Raw genomic sequence first — 15,576 nt, forward strand, 5'->3', positions numbered from 1 at the left:
GGTGTTTCTCCTCTCCCAGCGGTTCTTCGAGACCCGGGGTCAGCACCAATTGGCGACCGTGGGATGCCCCGGGTGGAATTTGTCTACGGCCGGAAACTGCTTTCAGGCCGGGATCAACGATAGCCGGACGATGGCTTCGAACCCTAGTGGTCCGGCTGCAAATTGGTCTGGGTATTCTGCTTCGCAGGAAGCCGACCGCGGCCATCCGGCTCACTATGGGGCACCAACCGCACGCGTCCCGATGACAAAACCTGGGCAGGATCAAGATATTGGTCTCCGGTGCGAACACTGAAGAAGAACCGCTCCGATGTGGTGCCCAGCAACTGACCAGGAGACACCATGTCGCCCTCGTCAACTGCTATCCAGCCCAGGTATCCATATGAGGTGCGCAGCCCGTCGCGGTGAAGCACAGTCACAAACCGGTTGCGGGCCACTTGACCGGCGAACACCACCTCGCCTCCGGCTGAAGCCCATACCGGCTGGCCCGGCTCAGGATCGTACTCCAAGCCCCGATTACCCGGTGCGCCCACATGGGCCGGAGGTCGAAAGGAATCGACAACCTCGGCGCCCACCGGAGGCTGGTACATCACGGGTGACAGCGCCGCCGCCTCATTCAGAGCAGGCGGTAGGGACGTATCCGGCGCGGGCTGAGCAGGGCTGAGTGCCAGCCAGGCCGACACCGCTACAGCAGCCAAGCCGCCGATGCGCATACCCAGCACCATGGCTTGTCCTCAGTCTTCTGAAGCCAGGGGGAAGCCGGCTGCCAGGCTACCGGCAAACCGCGGTTGTCAGGCCCGAGGGTGGCTCTTCTCCACCACCCGTCGAAGCCGATCACGGCTGACGTGGGTGTATATCTGCGTGGATCCCAGATCAGCGTGGCCCAACAGCTCCTGCACCTGCCGCAGGTCCGCCCCGCCGTCGAGCAGATGGGTGGCGAAGGTGTGCCGCAGTGCGTGGGGGTTGGTTTGAGTGCTCGCTCGACGGTTGACGAGCCGCCGCACGGCCTGAGTGTTCAGCGGTCGCCCGTACAGGTTCACGAACACGGCATCACCGGCTGTGGATGGATCAGCCATCTCCGGCCGCCCATGGTCCAACCACTCCTCCAGGGCGACGGCCGCCGGCTCGCTCAGCGGCACGATCCGTTGCTTCGATCCCTTTCCGTACACGATCAGGCGCCGACGGGGCAGATCAATGTCCCCAACCCGCATGGCGCACACTTCGCTGACCCGCAGGCCACTGCCGTAGAGCAGCTCCAGCACCGCAATGTCGCGAGCCTGCCGAACGCGGCTGTCGTCGGCCACCACGGCACGCGGCTCGTCTAGCAGAGTCCCCAGTTCCTCGGCGCGCAGTACGCGGGGCAGCCGTCGCTCTCGTGTCGGTGTCATCGCCCCAACAGTGGGGTCTGCGGCGACCCGGCCGGTGCGCTCCGCCCAACCGAAATAGCGTCGCAAGGACGTAGCCTTGCGGGCCACCGTCTTGCGGGCATAGCCCTTGGTGCTCAGGTGGGCCAGATACCTGCGGACCATGCGCAGGTCGACGTCTGCGGGACTGGGATCCCAGGAATCCGCTGCCCCGGAGCCGTGTCGGCTGTCGGCAAGCCATCCGGAGAACGCGGCAATTTCACGGCAGTACATCGCCGCGGTTTCGTCGCTGACCGAAGCGGTCGACGCGGCAAACGCGTCCAGATCCCACCCCATCAACTCTCAAGACTACGGGCTGTTGGCCGACTCACCGGGGAATGCCCACCCGCTCTATCCAGCGGCCCGATACTGCCACCCAGCCCGCAACCCGCAGTTCCTCCACTGCTCCGGCCACTTCTGACATGGTCAAACCGGTACGCCCTTTGATCTGCTCGGCATCGGCGGGCTGCCAGCCCAGCGCCTCCAGCACTCGCTGCCCGGCATCGCCGGGGTCGGGGCGGGTGTCCAACGGGGCGGTCTCGGCGCCGGACAGGCCCAAGACCAAGAGGACGTCATCAGCGTCGCGGCAGGGGGCGCAGCCGTCGGCCAGCAATTCAAGGCATCCATCGGATGCCGGGCTGCGGACCGGACCGGGTACCGCCAGCACCGCCCGATCCCTGGCCGCAGCCTCAGCCACGGTATGCATGGCGCCGCCCGAGGCGTGGGACTCCACCACGACCACCACATCGGCCAGCGCAGCGATGATCCGGTTTCGAGCCGGAAACCGCCACCGCTCGGGCGAGGCTCCCAAAGGGGCCTCTCCCAACAGCACTCCTTGTTCGGCCACCGCTTGCCACAGGGCTCGGTTGCGCTCGGGATAGACCCGGTCCATGCCGTTGCCCACCACTGCTATCGGTGGCGCTGCTCTGGCTTGCAGTGCCCCGGCATGAGCGGCGGCATCGATGCCCAGCGCTAGTCCGGAGACGACGCCCACGCCTGCTGAGGCCAAGTCCCGGCCCAATTCGAAGGCCACATCACTGCCGTAGCGGGTGCATCGGCGCGTCCCGACGATGGCCACTCGTGGACCGCCGACCACCTGGGGGTCTCCCTTGTGGAACACGACCGCGGGCGGATCCACGTCATCAGACAGAGCAGATGGGTATCCGGGGGTGCCCAGTGCAGCCACACCCACCCTGTATTCGCGGTGCCGCGCCCATAACGCCGCCACATCCAAGCCAGCCGCGGTGCGCTGCCACTGGCTGTACAGGTCTTGCTTGCCGGCTATCTGGGCCAATTCAGGTGATGCCGGTACCTGCAAGCGGGCCCACACCACGGGCGGGCTCCCGATCTCGAGCAGCGCCCGCAATCGGGCTGGCCCCACCGCGGGCAGCGATACCAGCGCCACAAGCCAGGCCTCCACGGGCAACTCGCCCCCTTCTTCGCCATGGGGTCCGGCCACGGAGAACTCATCGGCGGGCACTGGAGCAGCTCCATGGATCGTGAACCACTGTGACCGGCTCAGTCCGCATGAACAGCGCCTGGGCGACGATGCCGCCGGTAAGCGGCGGCCCCTGACCGGCCAAGTCGCACAGGGTGAGGGCGACCCTTCGCACCCGCTGGAATCCTCGGGCAGTAAGACGGCCCTCGGCAATGGAGTGGCTGAACAGGTTCTTGGCATCTGGGTCCAGGGGAGCGAATTGATCCAGGGCACCATCGGGCAGCTCGCTGTTGGAGGCCACGCCGCGGTCGCGGGCGACAGCTCGGGCCTGATCCACCCTGTCGCGAACCTGCGCCGAGGATTCACCCGGCGGGGCGTCGAAGAGATCGCTCACCTCCGGCCGGCCTACATGAATCCTCAGGTCAAATCGATCCAGGAGCGGTCCGCTCAGCCGCCGGGCGTAGCGCAAACGGGCCACTGGCGTACACCGGCACATGCCTGGCTGTCCAAGCTCTCCGCATGGACACGGGTTCATCGCCCCGACCAATAGGAACCGAGCGGGAAATGTAGCCATGGCCGCAGCCCGGTTGACCCGAATCGACCCTTCTTCAAGGGGCTGGCGCAGCGCATCCAGGGCTTGGGGCCCGAACTCCCCCATCTCGTCCAGAAACAGCACGCCCCCATGGGCGCAGCTGATCGCCCCAGGACGCAGAGTATGGCTCCCCCCGCCGACCAAGGCGATCATCGACGCCGAATGGTGGGGGGCCTGCCAAGGAGCTCGGCGAATCAAGCCCGAGGACGGCAAGTCCAAGCCAGCGGCGGAGTGCACCATTGTGGCCTCGATGGCGGTGTTCTCATCCAACGGGGGAAGCAGGCCGGGGAGCCGGCGGGCCAGCATGGTCTTGCCCGCTCCTGGAGGACCGATCAACAGCAAGTGGTGCCCACCGGCGGCAGCCACTTCCAATCCCAGACGGGCCATGTGCTGTCCTCTCACATCAGCCAAATCCGCGCCGTCCTCCCGCAAGTCAGCCGACCCCAGCAGGGGCGGTTCCGGCCACGAGTCCTTGCCTCGGAGAGCGGCGACAAGCTCTGTCAGCGTGGTGGGCGCCCTTACCACAGGACCGTTGGCCAGCGCAGCCTCCGCGGCGCTCTCCGGAGCTACGACAATGGCGGCAGTCTCCAGAGAGCGCACCTGGGGCAGAACGCCGGGAACCGACCGGAGCCGTCCGTCGAGCCCCAGTTCGGCCAGAAAGGCCATATTCTCCACGGCATCAGCAGGCAGTTGCTCATCGGCAACCAGAACTCCTATAGCGATGGCCAGGTCGAGACCAGAGCCTTCCTTGCGGATGCCCGAGGGAGCCAGGTTGACGGTGATGCGGCCCGGGGGCCAATCGACGCCGCTGGACAACAGCGCGGCGCGAACCCGGTCACGGGCCTCCCGGCAAGCGGCATCGGGCAAGCCCACCACCGTGAAGGTGGGCAAGCCCGACGACACGTGGACCTCCACGGAAACCGGATATCCGGTAATGCCGGCGAGAACGGAGGCGGGAATGGTTGCAAGCACGGCGAGTGCTTTCTCGAGGATGATTCCTCGTGCCTGAAGAGAGACCCGTTTCGCTGGTCACGAGCGTTCTCCGACCATAGCCACAGCCGGTGACAACTTCACCGTCTTCGGCAGTCCGGAGGGACAGATCCCCTCAGAGCACCTCGTTGATATAGCGGAGGACCGCGTCGATTTCGTCCGAGGTCAACAGGCCGCTGAAACCCGGCATGCGGTTCTTCCCCTCTGAGACCACGGCGACAGCTCCGTTGGGATCAGGATATTCCTGCAACAGCCGACCACGGTTCAGGCGGGGACCGTCGCCGGTCCCGCTGCCATCGGCTCCGTGGCAAGACGCGCACCGGTCAACGAACACTCCCCGTCCGGCCACCAACACGGGATCGGGGGTCCCATCGGGACCAGCCTCCACCTCAGGAGAGAAACCCGACCCGCATCCGACGCCTACCGCCGAGAACAAGGCCAAAACCACAACCCAAACGACAACGGCTTTCCTTGCAGCCACCAGTGGGAACATACTGGGATATCGGCTTCGATCCCACACGAAAGCAGCGTCGGACTCGATTCGACTACTGGTACGTGGCCGCGGGTGTGCTGGTTTGCGTCGGGCTGATTCTGTGGGCCTTGCTGGGCTGACTGCGACCTAGAACGCCGCTTCGATCACCCGCAGCTCGCGCCCCATCACCTCGGCAACGTCGAATCGAAGCTGCACTGGTCCTGACCGCTCCTGCTCGGCCAACCACTGGGCAGCCAATCGGCGTATCCGACGCTGCTTCTGCCATCCAACGGCCTCGGCGGGAGTGCCGAACGCCAGCGACGTCCGAGTCTTCACCTCACATACGGCAACGATCGACCCCCGCTGCACGATCACATCCAATTCGCCCCTGCTGCACCGCCAGTTGCGGTCGAGAACCTGAAACCCCTGGCGGCGATACCACCGCACCACTCGGTCTTCGCCCCAACGGCCCAGCGCCTGTCTGTATGCCATGCCTGCACCGTAAACACGGTGGGTGACAATTTGGCCAAGGGCTTGGCTAGAAGCGCTTCTCCTTGACCCGGGCGGCCCGACCAATCCGATCTCGCAGGTAGTAGAGCTTGGCTCGGCGCACATCGCCGCGGGCTCCAACCTCGATCTTGGCGATGATGGGCGAGTGAACCGGAAAAGTGCGCTCTACTCCCACACCGAAGCTGACCTTTCGAACGGTGAATGTCTCCCGTATTCCGCTGCCCTGTCGGCGGATGACCACTCCCTCGAATATCTGGACCCGCTCGCGGCTGCCCTCCACCACCCGGACATGGACCTTCACCGCGTCGCCGGGGCTGAACTCAGGAATGTCAGAGCGTCTGGTATCGCGATCAACGATGTCGGTGGGATTCATGGCACGCCTCTTGTGAGTACTTCAGCGCCCAACTCTGGCATCGGGGCGCGACGAGAAATTATATCCGGCCCGTTTATGAAAGGCCGAACTCATCTAGGAGCGATCGCTCCTCGTCGCTCAGGCCGCCCCGGGCGTCGACGAGGTCGGGCCGCAAGGCCACCGTCCGGGCGAGGGATTGGGCCTTCCGCCAGCGCTCTACACGGCCGTGATCTCCCGACAACAGCACGTCCGGCACCGGCCAGCCCCTGAATTCCGCAGGCCGGGTGTAGTGGGGATACTCCAACAACCCGTCGCTGAAGGAGTCCTCGGCGGACGAAAGCTCGTTTCCCAACACGCCGGGGACCAGCCGCCCGACGGTCTCGATTACCGCCATGGCCCCGAATTCCCCTCCGGCCAATACGAAGTCGCCCATTGACAGCTCATCGTCCACAAGATGATCTCGAACTCGCTGGTCTACCCCTTCATAACGACCGCACAACAGTGAGAATCCCTCTCCGGAGGCCAGCTCGCGGGCAATGGTCTGATCGAATCGGCGGCCAGCGGGACCGAGAAGAAACAGGGGACGGGGGGGATCGGCCTGCTCCACCGCTCTGAACAATGGCTCCGGCATCATCACCATTCCCGCACCGCCTCCGAATGGGGCGTCGTCCACTGAGCGATGGGGGTCGCCCGCACCAGCCCGCAGATCGTGAATCCGAACGACAAGGCGGCCCTGCTCCACCCCCCTGCCGATCACCCCGAAGTCCAAGAACTCCTCGAACATCGAGGGAAAGATGGTGAATACGTCGACTCTCATGGCTCGTTGAACCCTCAAGTCTCGTCGAACAGGCCGCTCGGGACATCCACGATCAGCCGATCCCCGGACTGCTCGACAAGAAAGGTAAGCGGGACCAAGGCGCCGGACTCCGAAACCAGCAGATCGCTGGCCGGATTCTGCTGCACTGCCTCAACCCTCCCCCGCTCTGTGCCGTCGGTCTCACAGATCATCTTGCCGATCAACTCGTGAACCCAAAGCTCGTCGGGATCGAAAATGGGCGAGGCCCGAAGCACCTGACCCCGCAGACACTCGGCAGCGTCCCGGCCCAAAACCTCGGCAAACTGAACTATCCATCGGCGCTGGAAGGCCCGGGCCTCCACCACCGTGAGCGGACCGGAATCGGACGTCAGCACCGATCCGGCTTCGAGGCGTTCGGTGCGGTTGGTCCAGAGCGTGACCACCGTCTCCCCCCGGACCCCGTGGGCCCGGTCGATACGGCCTACCTCAAGTTGAGACACACCACTAGCCGAGGGGGCACGCCCGCCGGTCAGTCGACGAATTCAACGTCGATGGAACTGCCGTCTTTGCTAGCCGCAGCCCGCACCAGCGTGCGAATGGAGTTGGCTACCCGGCCCCGGCGTCCGATAACCCGGCCCATGTCCCCTTCGGCCACCGTGACCTCCAGCGTGACCGAACCCTGACGCTCGACTATTTCCACTTCCACGTCGTCGGGGTTCTCCACCACCGACTTGACCAGGAATTCCAAGACATTTCGAGCGGTTGGGACTTCGATGGTGTTGATGTCGTCATCCTCGTCGAAATCGTCGTCCTCGAAGTCTTCGCGGTAGTCGTCGTCCTCGAAGTCGTCGTTCCTGACATCTTCGTTCACAGGGACCTCGTTCTCAGGATCGTCGTTCATAGCGTCGTCGCCTTCGGCGTCAAAGTCGGTGTCGCTCACGATTCCCCGTCCTCGGCCTTCTCAGCGTCTTCCTCTGCGGCCTCCTCAGCCTCAGCTGTTTCAGCGTTTGAGTCTGACTCTTCCTCTGCGGATGCGGCTTCGGAATCCTCACCAGGCTCGGACCCTGCATCGGGCACCTCCGCCAAGGCATCTTCGGCTGGGGCATCCACCGCCTCCGCCGAGGCATCTTCGGCTGGGGCATCCACCGCCTCCGCCGAGGCATCTTCGGCTGGGGCATCCACCGCCTCCGCCGAGGCATCTTCGGCTGGGGCATCCACCGCCTCCGCCGAGGCGGCCTTGGTCACTTTCGCCGGTACACTGATCGCGGGGGCGGCTTCTCCGGTGAACTCTTCCCACGCACCCGATATAACCAGCAGCTTCTGCACCCGCTCGCTGGGTTGGGCGCCATGGCGAAGCCAGTGCAGGGCCCGTTCGTTGTCGATCTCGATCAGAGACGGCTCCTGGCGAGGGTTGTAGGTGCCCACAATCTCGATGAATCGCCCATTTCGGGCCTTGCGGGAGTCGGCGGCCACCACGCGGTACGTGGGCTGCTTCTTCTTGCCCATCCGCATCAGCCGGAGTTTTACTGCCACTAGCCGGTCAGCCCTTCTGTCTACTTGGGTCCATTGGACGTTCTGAGCCCAATTGGCCCGTCATCAGTGCCGGTGCAGGCACGAACCGGCGCCGACCGCCGGAATGGGCAAACTCTACCCGCCCAAAATCCCTACGGGCTACCTCAGGGATGAGAGATCGAATTCCCCGTCCTCCAACCCCGGCAGGGTCAGCTTGGGCTTTCCCGGTTTCCTCTGCTGGCCACCCGGCGGGGTCACCCGACTGCCCTTTCGACCCTTCTTGGACTTCTTGCGGCCCGAACCCGGCCCTTTGCCCCCCATTCGCTTCATCATCCGCTGCACCTCGCTGAACTGACGCAGGAGTTGGGAGACCTCGGAGGGCCGAGTACCGGAGCCGGCGGCGATCCTCTGCCGGCGAGAGCCGTCAACGATCCGGGGGGTAGCCCGCTCCTGCGGGGTCATCGAGCAGATGATGGCCTCGACCTGGGCGATCTGATCATCCTCGATCTCAGCATTGCGCAATTCGGGAGATACGCCGGGGAGCATTCCCACGAGATTCTGGAGCGAGCCCATCTTCTTGAGCTGGCGCATCTGCTCCAGGAAGTCCGCCAGCGTGAACTCCCCCTCCAGCAGCTTGGCCGCGGTTGCCTCGGCCTCGGCCTCCTCGTAGACCTGCTCGGCCTTCTCCACCAGGGTCAAGACATCGCCCATGCCGAGAATCCGGCTGGCAACCCGGTCGGGGTGGAACAGCTCGAACTCGTCGATCTTCTCACCGGTGGAGGAGAAGGCGATGGGCCGGCCCACCACCTCTTTCACCGACAGCGCGGCGCCGCCGCGGGCATCGCCGTCCACTTTGGTGAGGATCACCCCGTCGAGCTCCAGAATCTCATGGAACGACTCTGCCGTGGTCACCGCGTCCTGACCGGTCATGGCGTCGACCACCAAGAAGGTGTAGTGGGGCTCGATGGCGTCGGATATCCGTCCGACCTGGTCCATCATCTCCTGGTCGATGGCCAGCCGACCGGCGGTGTCGCATATCACCACGTCGCGGTTGGCTGCCACCGCTTCAGCAACCCCCTGTCGGGCTACTGCTACGGGGTCGGAGGGCTCGCTGAACACCGGTACCTCAATGGAGGCCCCCAGGGTGCGGAGCTGCTCTACCGCAGCCGGACGCTGCAAATCGGCGCCCACCAGCATCGGGTTGCGACCCTGCTGTTTGAACCAGGAGGCAAGCTTGGCCGCGTTGGTGGTCTTGCCCGAGCCTTGAAGCCCGGCCAACAGCACCACCGTGGGAGCCTTGGCCGGATGGGAGATTTCCAGGGTTTCACCGCCCAGGGCGGCAATCAGCTCCTCATGGACGAACTTGATCACCTGCTGGACCGGGTTCAGTGCCTTGTGAACCTCAGCCCCCACACACCGCTGGCGGACCCTGTCCTGAAAGCCCCGGACCACATGGAGGTTGACGTCGGCCTCCAACAGGGCCAAGCGGATCTCCCGCAGCACCTCGTCGACGTCGCTCTCCCGCAAGATCCCCAGACCCCGCATGCGCTTGAAAATGCCCTCGAACCGGTTGCTCAGCGTGTCGAACATGGGCTGCCCAGACTACGCCCTTGTGCAACAGATTGGATATCCGACACGAAGGGAAGGGTTAGGAGAACAGGGCCTCGACATACTCGTCGGCATCGAATTCCACCAAGTCGGCTATGCCTTCCCCCAAGCCCACCAATTTCACCGGGATGTCCAGTTCATCTTGCACGGCCATGACGATGCCGCCCTTGGCCGACCCGTCGAGCTTGGTAAGGACCACCCCAGTCAGCTCAGCCGACTCGGTGAACTGGCGGGCTTGGGCCAGCCCGTTCTGGCCGGTGCTGGCGTCGATCACCAACAGCACCTCGGTGACCGTTCCCGGCCCCTTGCCGGCCACTCGGTGGATCTTGGCCAGCTCTTCCATCAAGTTGGCTCGGGTGTGCAGACGGCCGGCGGTATCGGCCATGACCAGCGGAACCCCTGAGGCGGCCGCGTGCTCGACGGCGTCGAAGATGACCGAGCTTGGATCTGCGCCTTCTGCGCCCCGCACCAGCTCGGCCCCTGATCGATCGGCCCACTGGCCAAGCTGCTCAGCGGCCGCGGCTCGAAACGTGTCCCCCGCGGCCAGCACCACCTTGCGTCCGCTTCGAACCTCCCGGTCGGCCAGCTTGCCGATGGTGGTGGTTTTGCCCACCCCGTTCACACCCACGAACAGCCATACCGCAGGGTTTCCCTCGGTACCCAGCTCAAGGTCTCGGCCCCCCAGATCTTCGGCTATCTGGGATTTCAGCAGGGCCACCAACTGCTCAGGATCGCTGACCTTCTTCGCTTTAGCCTGCTCTTTGAGCCGATCCAGCAGCGCGGTGGTGGTGCCCACACCGGCGTCGGCCAGAATCAGCGCGTCCTCCAGTTCCTCCCAGGTGGCGTCGTCCACTCCCCGAGAAACCACCGAGGCCAAAAAACCCGAGAACGTCCCCCGAGCGGTGGGCCAGCGTCGGCGAGACACCACAAGACCCTATTCTTCGTCTTCGGGATCTTCGACAGATGGCCGAGAGCCGATGACCACGGTAAGCGTGATGTGCTCGTCGTCGCGGACCACCTCCAATTCCACTTCCGTTCCCGGAACGCGGAACTGAACCTTGGCGGCTAGCTCAGTGAACGTCGAAACCACCTCATTGTCGATCAGAATGATCAAATCCCCCTCCATCATCCCGGCTCGCTCGGCGGGAGTATCCGGCTCCACTTCCACCACAAGGGCTCCGGGGTGGCCTATCTCGGGATCAGTCCCGTAGACGCCCAGATACCCCAGTTCGGTGCTCTCACCGTTCAGGATGCGCTGGACGATATTGAGGGCGATGTCGGAGGGGATGGCGAACCCCAAACCAATGTTGCCGAACGAACCACCCGTTCGAATAAGAGTGTTCACTCCGATGACCTGTCCGGCTCGATTGGCCAGAGCGCCACCTGAGTTGCCGGGGTTGATGGGGGCATCGGTCTGGATCATCTCGACGAAGGCACCGTCACCGGTCCCCTCTCTGATGGCCCGGCCCACCGCGCTGACAATCCCCGAGGTCACCGACTGCTGCAACCCGAACGGACTGCCCACAGCCACCGCCAATTGTCCCACTTCGACGGTGGTGCGATCGGCAAAGACTGCCGGCGTCAGTGCCATTTCCGTGTCAACCCGTATCAGGCCGACATCGATCGCCGGGGCGGTTCCCACGACGACGCCCTCAGCTCGGGTGCCGTCGGCAAACTGCACTCTCACCGTCTCAGCATCGCCCAGAACGTGGGCGTTGGTCAGAATATGACCGGACGAGTCGTAGATGATCCCAGAACCCTGTCCACCCCTTGGCTCCGGATCGGGAAGCTCGAATTCTTCAGGAAGCTCGTCCCCAGGCTCCCAGTCCTCAGGGGGAAATTCGGGAGCAATCTCGGGATCTTCGAAATCAGGTCCCTTCACCTGAATGAGCACCACCGAGGGAATGACCGCTCGGGCTACCGCCACCACCGGGTCATCAGGTACCAGCGGGCTAGGTAGTTGGTCGGCGCCAGGGGATTCGCCTGACGGTGTCTGGTCGGAGGGCGCAACCACCAGCGGAGCTTGCAAGGTCGGCCCTCCGGCTGGGGCACTCACCACCTGCGGACCCGAGACCACCACAATCTCAGGAGGCAGAGCGTCCCGGTTGAAGAAGATGCTGCCCACGCCGATTCCGATGCCAACCAGACCCAATACGGCCAGCAGCACCGAAGCCACCAGCATGATCACTGCGGGATTGCGGGGTTGAGGCGGTGGGCTGGCTTGGGGCAGCCACTCCACCACTTCTACCTCGCGCGGCGCAGGCACATTCCTGGGTTGCTCGTTTGAGTCCTCCAGTTCCCACCCTAGGGGATCCCACTCCGACCGGGGATCTTCCGGTCCGTTGCTCATCCTCAGCCTTGCTCGACCAAAACCTTCGGTTCAGAGGCTACCACCACTCTTTCGGAAAGCACTTTCGAGCTTCCTCCCGGTTTCATGGACACTCCGTACAGGCAGTCGGCCGCCTCCATGGTGCGCTTCTGGTGGCTCACGATGAGTAGCTGGGCGTCGGCCCGGAATTCGTCGACAAGCTGGAGGAAGCGGTGCAGGTTGACGTCGTCAAGGGCCGCCTCCACCTCGTCCATGACATAGAACGGCGAAGGACGACTGCGGAACACGGCAAACAAGAAGGCCAGCGCGGTAAGCGAGCGCTCCCCGCCCGAGAGCAGGCTCAGACGCCTGATGTTCTTGCCTGATGGGCGGGCCTCGATCTCCACCCCGGTGTCCAGCAGCGCATCAGGCTGAGTGAGCCGCAACTGGCCCTCGCCGCCGGGAAAGAGCGTCTGGAACAGATCAGCGAAATTGCGGGCCACGTCGGCATAGGCCGACGAGAACACGCTGACGATCTCCTCGTCGATCTTGCGAATCACCTTGCGAAGCTCCCGGCGACTCTGGCGGATGTCGTCGATCTGGGCCTGGGTGAACTCATATCGCTCCGAGAGCGCCTCATACTCCTCCAACGCCAGCGGATTGACCGGTCCCATGATGCGTAGTTCTTGCTCCAAAGCCCTGACTCGGTCGGCGGGGGCGACGCCTGGTTCCGCAGGAGGGCATTGGGTGGCCACTGCCTCGGCGGGCTCGCAGTCCAGTTCGCGGCGACACCGATCTGTGGCTGCTTCCAGCCTGATCCCTGCTTCGGCCAACTCGATCTCCGCGCTGCGGTCTCTCTCCCTGCACTGACCCAACTGCGCTTCGGCCTGTGCCCTCTGGCTGCGCAAGCTCTCGAGCCGTTGGGCAGCGATCCGAGCCGCCTCAGATTCCTCGGCCCGCCGCTGCCGTAGCTCTTCAAGCTGACGGCTGGCCTCCTGGAAACGCTCAACCACCAAGTCCATCATCTGGTCGACGATGGCGAGACGCTGGTCGACAGCCTCTCGACGAGAGGCGGCTTCGGCCCGGGCCTGGGTCATCTGGCTCAATCGTCGCTCGACTTCGTCTCGCTGCGCAGTCAGGATCCGGCGTCGCTCTTCTACCCCGGCCGCCCTCACCCGAAAGTCGGAGCGGAGGCTGCCAACCGCCTGGGACTTCTGGGCCAGCTCATCGCGGTCTCGGTTCAAGCTCTCGGCACGGGCTCGCTGCTCGACCTCTTTAGCCTGATGTTGGGGCAACTCCTGGTGGAGATCGCCCAGCCGACGGCGATCCTCGTCAATCCTGGCATCCAGCTCTGAGCACCGAGGGCCGAGAGCCCCAATTCCCACCTCCGCGTCGCGAAGCTCTCGCTCTACCGCATTGGCCCGAGCCTGAACCGCATCTCGGGCTTCGAGATGGCCGCGGGCCGCCTCACGGGTCCGGGCTTCTTCTTGCCCTGCCTCATCCAACCGTTTATCGGCCACAGCCAACTGCTGTTCAGCGGCGTTGACCGCCTCCTGTGCCCCGGCCGACGCCTCAATGGCCTCCTCGAGCAGTCCCCTGGTGGCCCCAGAACGGCGAACACCCACTCGCCACCCGGTAGAGGAGAACCGGTCGCCCCGGCGGGTAACCACCACTGCGGCAGGATCGGCGATCGCCGCCTCGGCCGCCTGGTCGCTGCTTTCGACTACCCCGACTAATCCGACCAAGGCGTCCAACAACTGGTCCACCCCGGCCACCGACGAGCGCACACGGGGGCGCAACGGATCGCCGACGCCCGGAATCTCCGCCTCGGGGACTGATCCGCCCAGAGCCAAGACCGCACCGCTCACACTGTCGGCCTCCAGGGTGGCGATTGCTCTCATGGCAACTTCAGTGTCGGTGGCGATTACCGCAGCGATTGCCTCGCCAGCCGCGGCTTCAAAGGCGGCCTCCCATCCCCGGTCCACTTCCACCAACTCGACCAAGGTGCCCAGCACGCCTTCGATACCAACCAGGCGCTGGGCTCCGGATTGATCGCGTGCTTCATCCAGAGCCAGGGAGAGGGCCTCCCGACGGGCCTCCCAAGCTTGAAGTTCTCCGACCGCCTCCCCGAGAGCGGACTTCTGCTGCTCGCGGGCCGCGCGAGCCTCCCTGACGGCCTTTTCTGCCCGATCTTGCTCCTGCTCCCGCGCCTGTCGAGCGATCTCCGCGTCCTTGGCCTCAGCCCAACATCGGTCCAACTCTTCGACCAGTTCTTGTCGGCGCTCCTCCAAGGCCTCCAGATTCTGGCCCAGGCGATCCGACTCGACCTGGTCCCGATCAATCGACGCCTCCAAGATCCTTATCTCGCCCTTGATCCGGGGAACATCCGACTCCGGATCCGGAACGCCCTGATCGCCCCATCGCTCGTCGAACGACAGGCGGAGCTGCTCCAACTCACCTTCAGCACCGGCTACGGCTGTCGCCGCGGGCTCCAGGGCTGCCGCCGAATCTTCTACCTCGAGCAGTTCTCTGCCGAGGCGATTCGATTCGGCCTCCAGCGTGGCCACCACGTCCTCGTCCATTCCGGCGTTGCGATCGCGCTGCAAGCGAAGACGACGCTCCGACAACAAGGCCTCCAGTCCCCGCAAGCGCTCGGTGATCCCCTCGAATCGCATCAGCGCATCGCTGATGTCTTGTCCGTCGGCGGCCGAGAGTTGGGCCTCGGCAGCGGCCAGATCCCGATCCAAGGCCTCCGCCTGCACTGAAAGCTGCTGCATCTCGCGGCGATCCGCGGCCTGATCCTGCGTCAGCTGGCGAACCCGTCGGCGCAGCTGATCAATCTCCTGACCAGCAAGATAGCGGCGAAGACCACTCAGTTCCGCCACCAAGTCGCCATGGCGCCGAGCGGCCTCGGCTTGTCGCTCCAGCGGTCGAAGCTGGCGCCGGATCTCCCGAACCACGTCGGACAGACGGGTGAGGTTGGCCTCGGATGCGGCCAGCCTCCGCTCTGACTTCTCCTTGCGGCGGCGATACTTCAAAACGCCGGCGGCCTCTTCGATAACCGCCCGTCGGTCTTCGGGTCGGGCGCTCAGGACGCCCTCAATCTGGTGCTGGGAGACGATCACATGCTGTTGGCGGCCCACGCCAGAGTCGCTCAGCAGTTCTTGGATGTCAAGCAGGCGACAGGGCACCCCGTTGATGGCGTAAGTGCTGTCTCCGCTGCGAAACAGCGTGCGGGTAATGGTCACCTCTTCGAATTCGATGGGCAGGAGACGAGACGTGTTGTCGATGCTCAGCGACACCTCTGCTCGGCCCAAGCCCGCCCGGGAGGTGGTCCCGGCGAAGATGACGTCGTCCATCTTGGCCGAGCGCACCGTTGTCGGGGCTTGAGCCCCCAGTGCCCAAGCCACCGCGTCAACCACATTGGATTTGCCGCTGCCGTTCGGCCCCACGATCACCGTCACACCGGGCTCGAATACCAGCGTGGTGGAATCGGCGAAGGATTTGAACCCCTTGAGCGTCAACGCCTTCAAGAACACCTATGCGACCCTACCCAGCGGAGGGCCGTGATTAGTGGAACTACTTGCCCAAATGCGCT

Annotated in this window: 16 protein-coding genes; 1 reads left to right on the forward strand and 15 read right to left on the reverse strand. The window is 64.6% G+C overall.

Annotated elements, in window-relative coordinates:
• Positions 1 to 143: 143 nt before the first annotated feature.
• From OXG30_13435 to OXG30_13455, 5 genes are all read right to left on the reverse strand, one after another.
• Positions 144 to 722, reverse strand: a complete 579-nt coding sequence (locus OXG30_13435; protein MCY4135894.1) for a M23 family metallopeptidase — start codon at positions 720 to 722, stop codon at positions 144 to 146.
• Positions 723 to 788: 66 nt separating this feature from the next.
• A complete protein-coding gene (locus OXG30_13440; protein MCY4135895.1) occupies positions 789 to 1,697 on the reverse strand; it encodes a tyrosine-type recombinase/integrase in 909 nt (302 codons plus the stop codon).
• Positions 1,698 to 1,728: 31 nt separating this feature from the next.
• The gene (gene dprA / locus OXG30_13445; GenBank protein MCY4135896.1) at positions 1,729 to 2,859 is read right to left on the reverse strand and encodes a DNA-processing protein DprA; all 1,131 of its coding nucleotides are present in this window, start codon (positions 2,857 to 2,859) and stop codon (positions 1,729 to 1,731) included.
• A 7-nt stretch (positions 2,860 to 2,866) separates the two neighbouring features.
• On the reverse strand, positions 2,867 to 4,402 hold the full coding sequence (locus OXG30_13450) for a YifB family Mg chelatase-like AAA ATPase (GenBank protein MCY4135897.1): 1,536 nt from the start codon (positions 4,400 to 4,402) through the stop codon (positions 2,867 to 2,869).
• A 133-nt stretch (positions 4,403 to 4,535) separates the two neighbouring features.
• The gene (locus OXG30_13455) at positions 4,536 to 4,901 is read right to left on the reverse strand and encodes a cytochrome c (protein MCY4135898.1); all 366 of its coding nucleotides are present in this window, start codon (positions 4,899 to 4,901) and stop codon (positions 4,536 to 4,538) included.
• Positions 4,902 to 4,903: 2 nt separating this feature from the next.
• Between OXG30_13455 and OXG30_13460 the strand changes: the two genes are divergently transcribed.
• Positions 4,904 to 5,032, forward strand: coding sequence for a hypothetical protein (locus OXG30_13460; GenBank protein MCY4135899.1), 129 nt, complete (start codon positions 4,904 to 4,906; stop codon positions 5,030 to 5,032).
• Between the two features lie 7 nt (positions 5,033 to 5,039).
• Here the strand turns inward: OXG30_13460 and OXG30_13465 are convergent, their stop codons facing one another.
• From OXG30_13465 to smc, 10 genes are all read right to left on the reverse strand, one after another.
• The gene (locus tag OXG30_13465) at positions 5,040 to 5,384 is read right to left on the reverse strand and encodes a YraN family protein (protein ID MCY4135900.1); all 345 of its coding nucleotides are present in this window, start codon (positions 5,382 to 5,384) and stop codon (positions 5,040 to 5,042) included.
• Between the two features lie 46 nt (positions 5,385 to 5,430).
• Positions 5,431 to 5,775, reverse strand: coding sequence for a 50S ribosomal protein L19 (gene rplS / locus OXG30_13470; protein ID MCY4135901.1), 345 nt, complete (start codon positions 5,773 to 5,775; stop codon positions 5,431 to 5,433).
• A 73-nt stretch (positions 5,776 to 5,848) separates the two neighbouring features.
• Positions 5,849 to 6,571, reverse strand: a complete 723-nt coding sequence (gene trmD, locus OXG30_13475; GenBank protein ID MCY4135902.1) for a tRNA (guanosine(37)-N1)-methyltransferase TrmD — start codon at positions 6,569 to 6,571, stop codon at positions 5,849 to 5,851.
• Positions 6,572 to 6,585: 14 nt separating this feature from the next.
• Positions 6,586 to 7,050, reverse strand: coding sequence for a ribosome maturation factor RimM (locus tag OXG30_13480; GenBank protein ID MCY4135903.1), 465 nt, complete (start codon positions 7,048 to 7,050; stop codon positions 6,586 to 6,588).
• Positions 7,051 to 7,079: 29 nt separating this feature from the next.
• Positions 7,080 to 7,490 carry a KH domain-containing protein gene (locus OXG30_13485; GenBank protein ID MCY4135904.1) on the reverse strand — a complete coding sequence of 137 codons (411 nt, stop codon included), beginning with the start codon at positions 7,488 to 7,490 and terminating at the stop codon, positions 7,080 to 7,082.
• Complete coding sequence (rpsP, locus tag OXG30_13490) at positions 7,487 to 8,083, reverse strand: 30S ribosomal protein S16 (protein ID MCY4135905.1); 597 nt, start codon at positions 8,081 to 8,083, stop codon at positions 7,487 to 7,489. The genes OXG30_13485 and rpsP overlap by 4 nt, the downstream gene beginning before the upstream one ends.
• A gap of 138 nt (positions 8,084 to 8,221) precedes the next feature.
• A complete protein-coding gene (gene ffh / locus OXG30_13495) occupies positions 8,222 to 9,652 on the reverse strand; it encodes a signal recognition particle protein (protein ID MCY4135906.1) in 1,431 nt (476 codons plus the stop codon).
• Between the two features lie 58 nt (positions 9,653 to 9,710).
• On the reverse strand, positions 9,711 to 10,595 hold the full coding sequence (ftsY, locus tag OXG30_13500) for a signal recognition particle-docking protein FtsY (GenBank protein ID MCY4135907.1): 885 nt from the start codon (positions 10,593 to 10,595) through the stop codon (positions 9,711 to 9,713).
• 9 nt (positions 10,596 to 10,604) lie between these two features.
• A complete protein-coding gene (locus OXG30_13505; protein MCY4135908.1) occupies positions 10,605 to 12,020 on the reverse strand; it encodes a trypsin-like peptidase domain-containing protein in 1,416 nt (471 codons plus the stop codon).
• Between the two features lie 2 nt (positions 12,021 to 12,022).
• Positions 12,023 to 15,517 (reverse strand): chromosome segregation protein SMC, encoded by a 3,495-nt coding sequence (gene smc / locus OXG30_13510; GenBank protein ID MCY4135909.1) that lies wholly within the window; start codon positions 15,515 to 15,517, stop codon positions 12,023 to 12,025.
• Positions 15,518 to 15,576: the final 59 nt, after the last annotated feature.

The sequence above is a fragment of the bacterium genome (assembly GCA_026708015.1).
Taxonomy (GTDB): domain Bacteria; phylum Actinomycetota; class Acidimicrobiia; order Acidimicrobiales; family Bin134; genus Poriferisocius.

Bases quoted from the DNA above. Each gene is read 5' to 3' on its own strand.
- OXG30_13435 (MCY4135894.1), bottom strand. From the start codon at position 722: ATGGTGCTGGGTATGCGCATCGGCGGCTTGGCTGCTGTAGCGGTGTCG.
- OXG30_13440 (MCY4135895.1), bottom strand. From the start codon at position 1,697: ATGGGGTGGGATCTGGACGCGTTTGCCGCGTCGACCGCTTCGGTCAGC.
- OXG30_13465 (MCY4135900.1), bottom strand. From the start codon at position 5,384: ATGGCATACAGACAGGCGCTGGGCCGTTGGGGCGAAGACCGAGTGGTG.
- rplS (MCY4135901.1), bottom strand. From the start codon at position 5,775: ATGAATCCCACCGACATCGTTGATCGCGATACCAGACGCTCTGACATT.
- trmD (MCY4135902.1), bottom strand. From the start codon at position 6,571: ATGAGAGTCGACGTATTCACCATCTTTCCCTCGATGTTCGAGGAGTTC.
- ffh (MCY4135906.1), bottom strand. From the start codon at position 9,652: ATGTTCGACACGCTGAGCAACCGGTTCGAGGGCATTTTCAAGCGCATG.
- OXG30_13505 (MCY4135908.1), bottom strand. From the start codon at position 12,020: ATGAGCAACGGACCGGAAGATCCCCGGTCGGAGTGGGATCCCCTAGGG.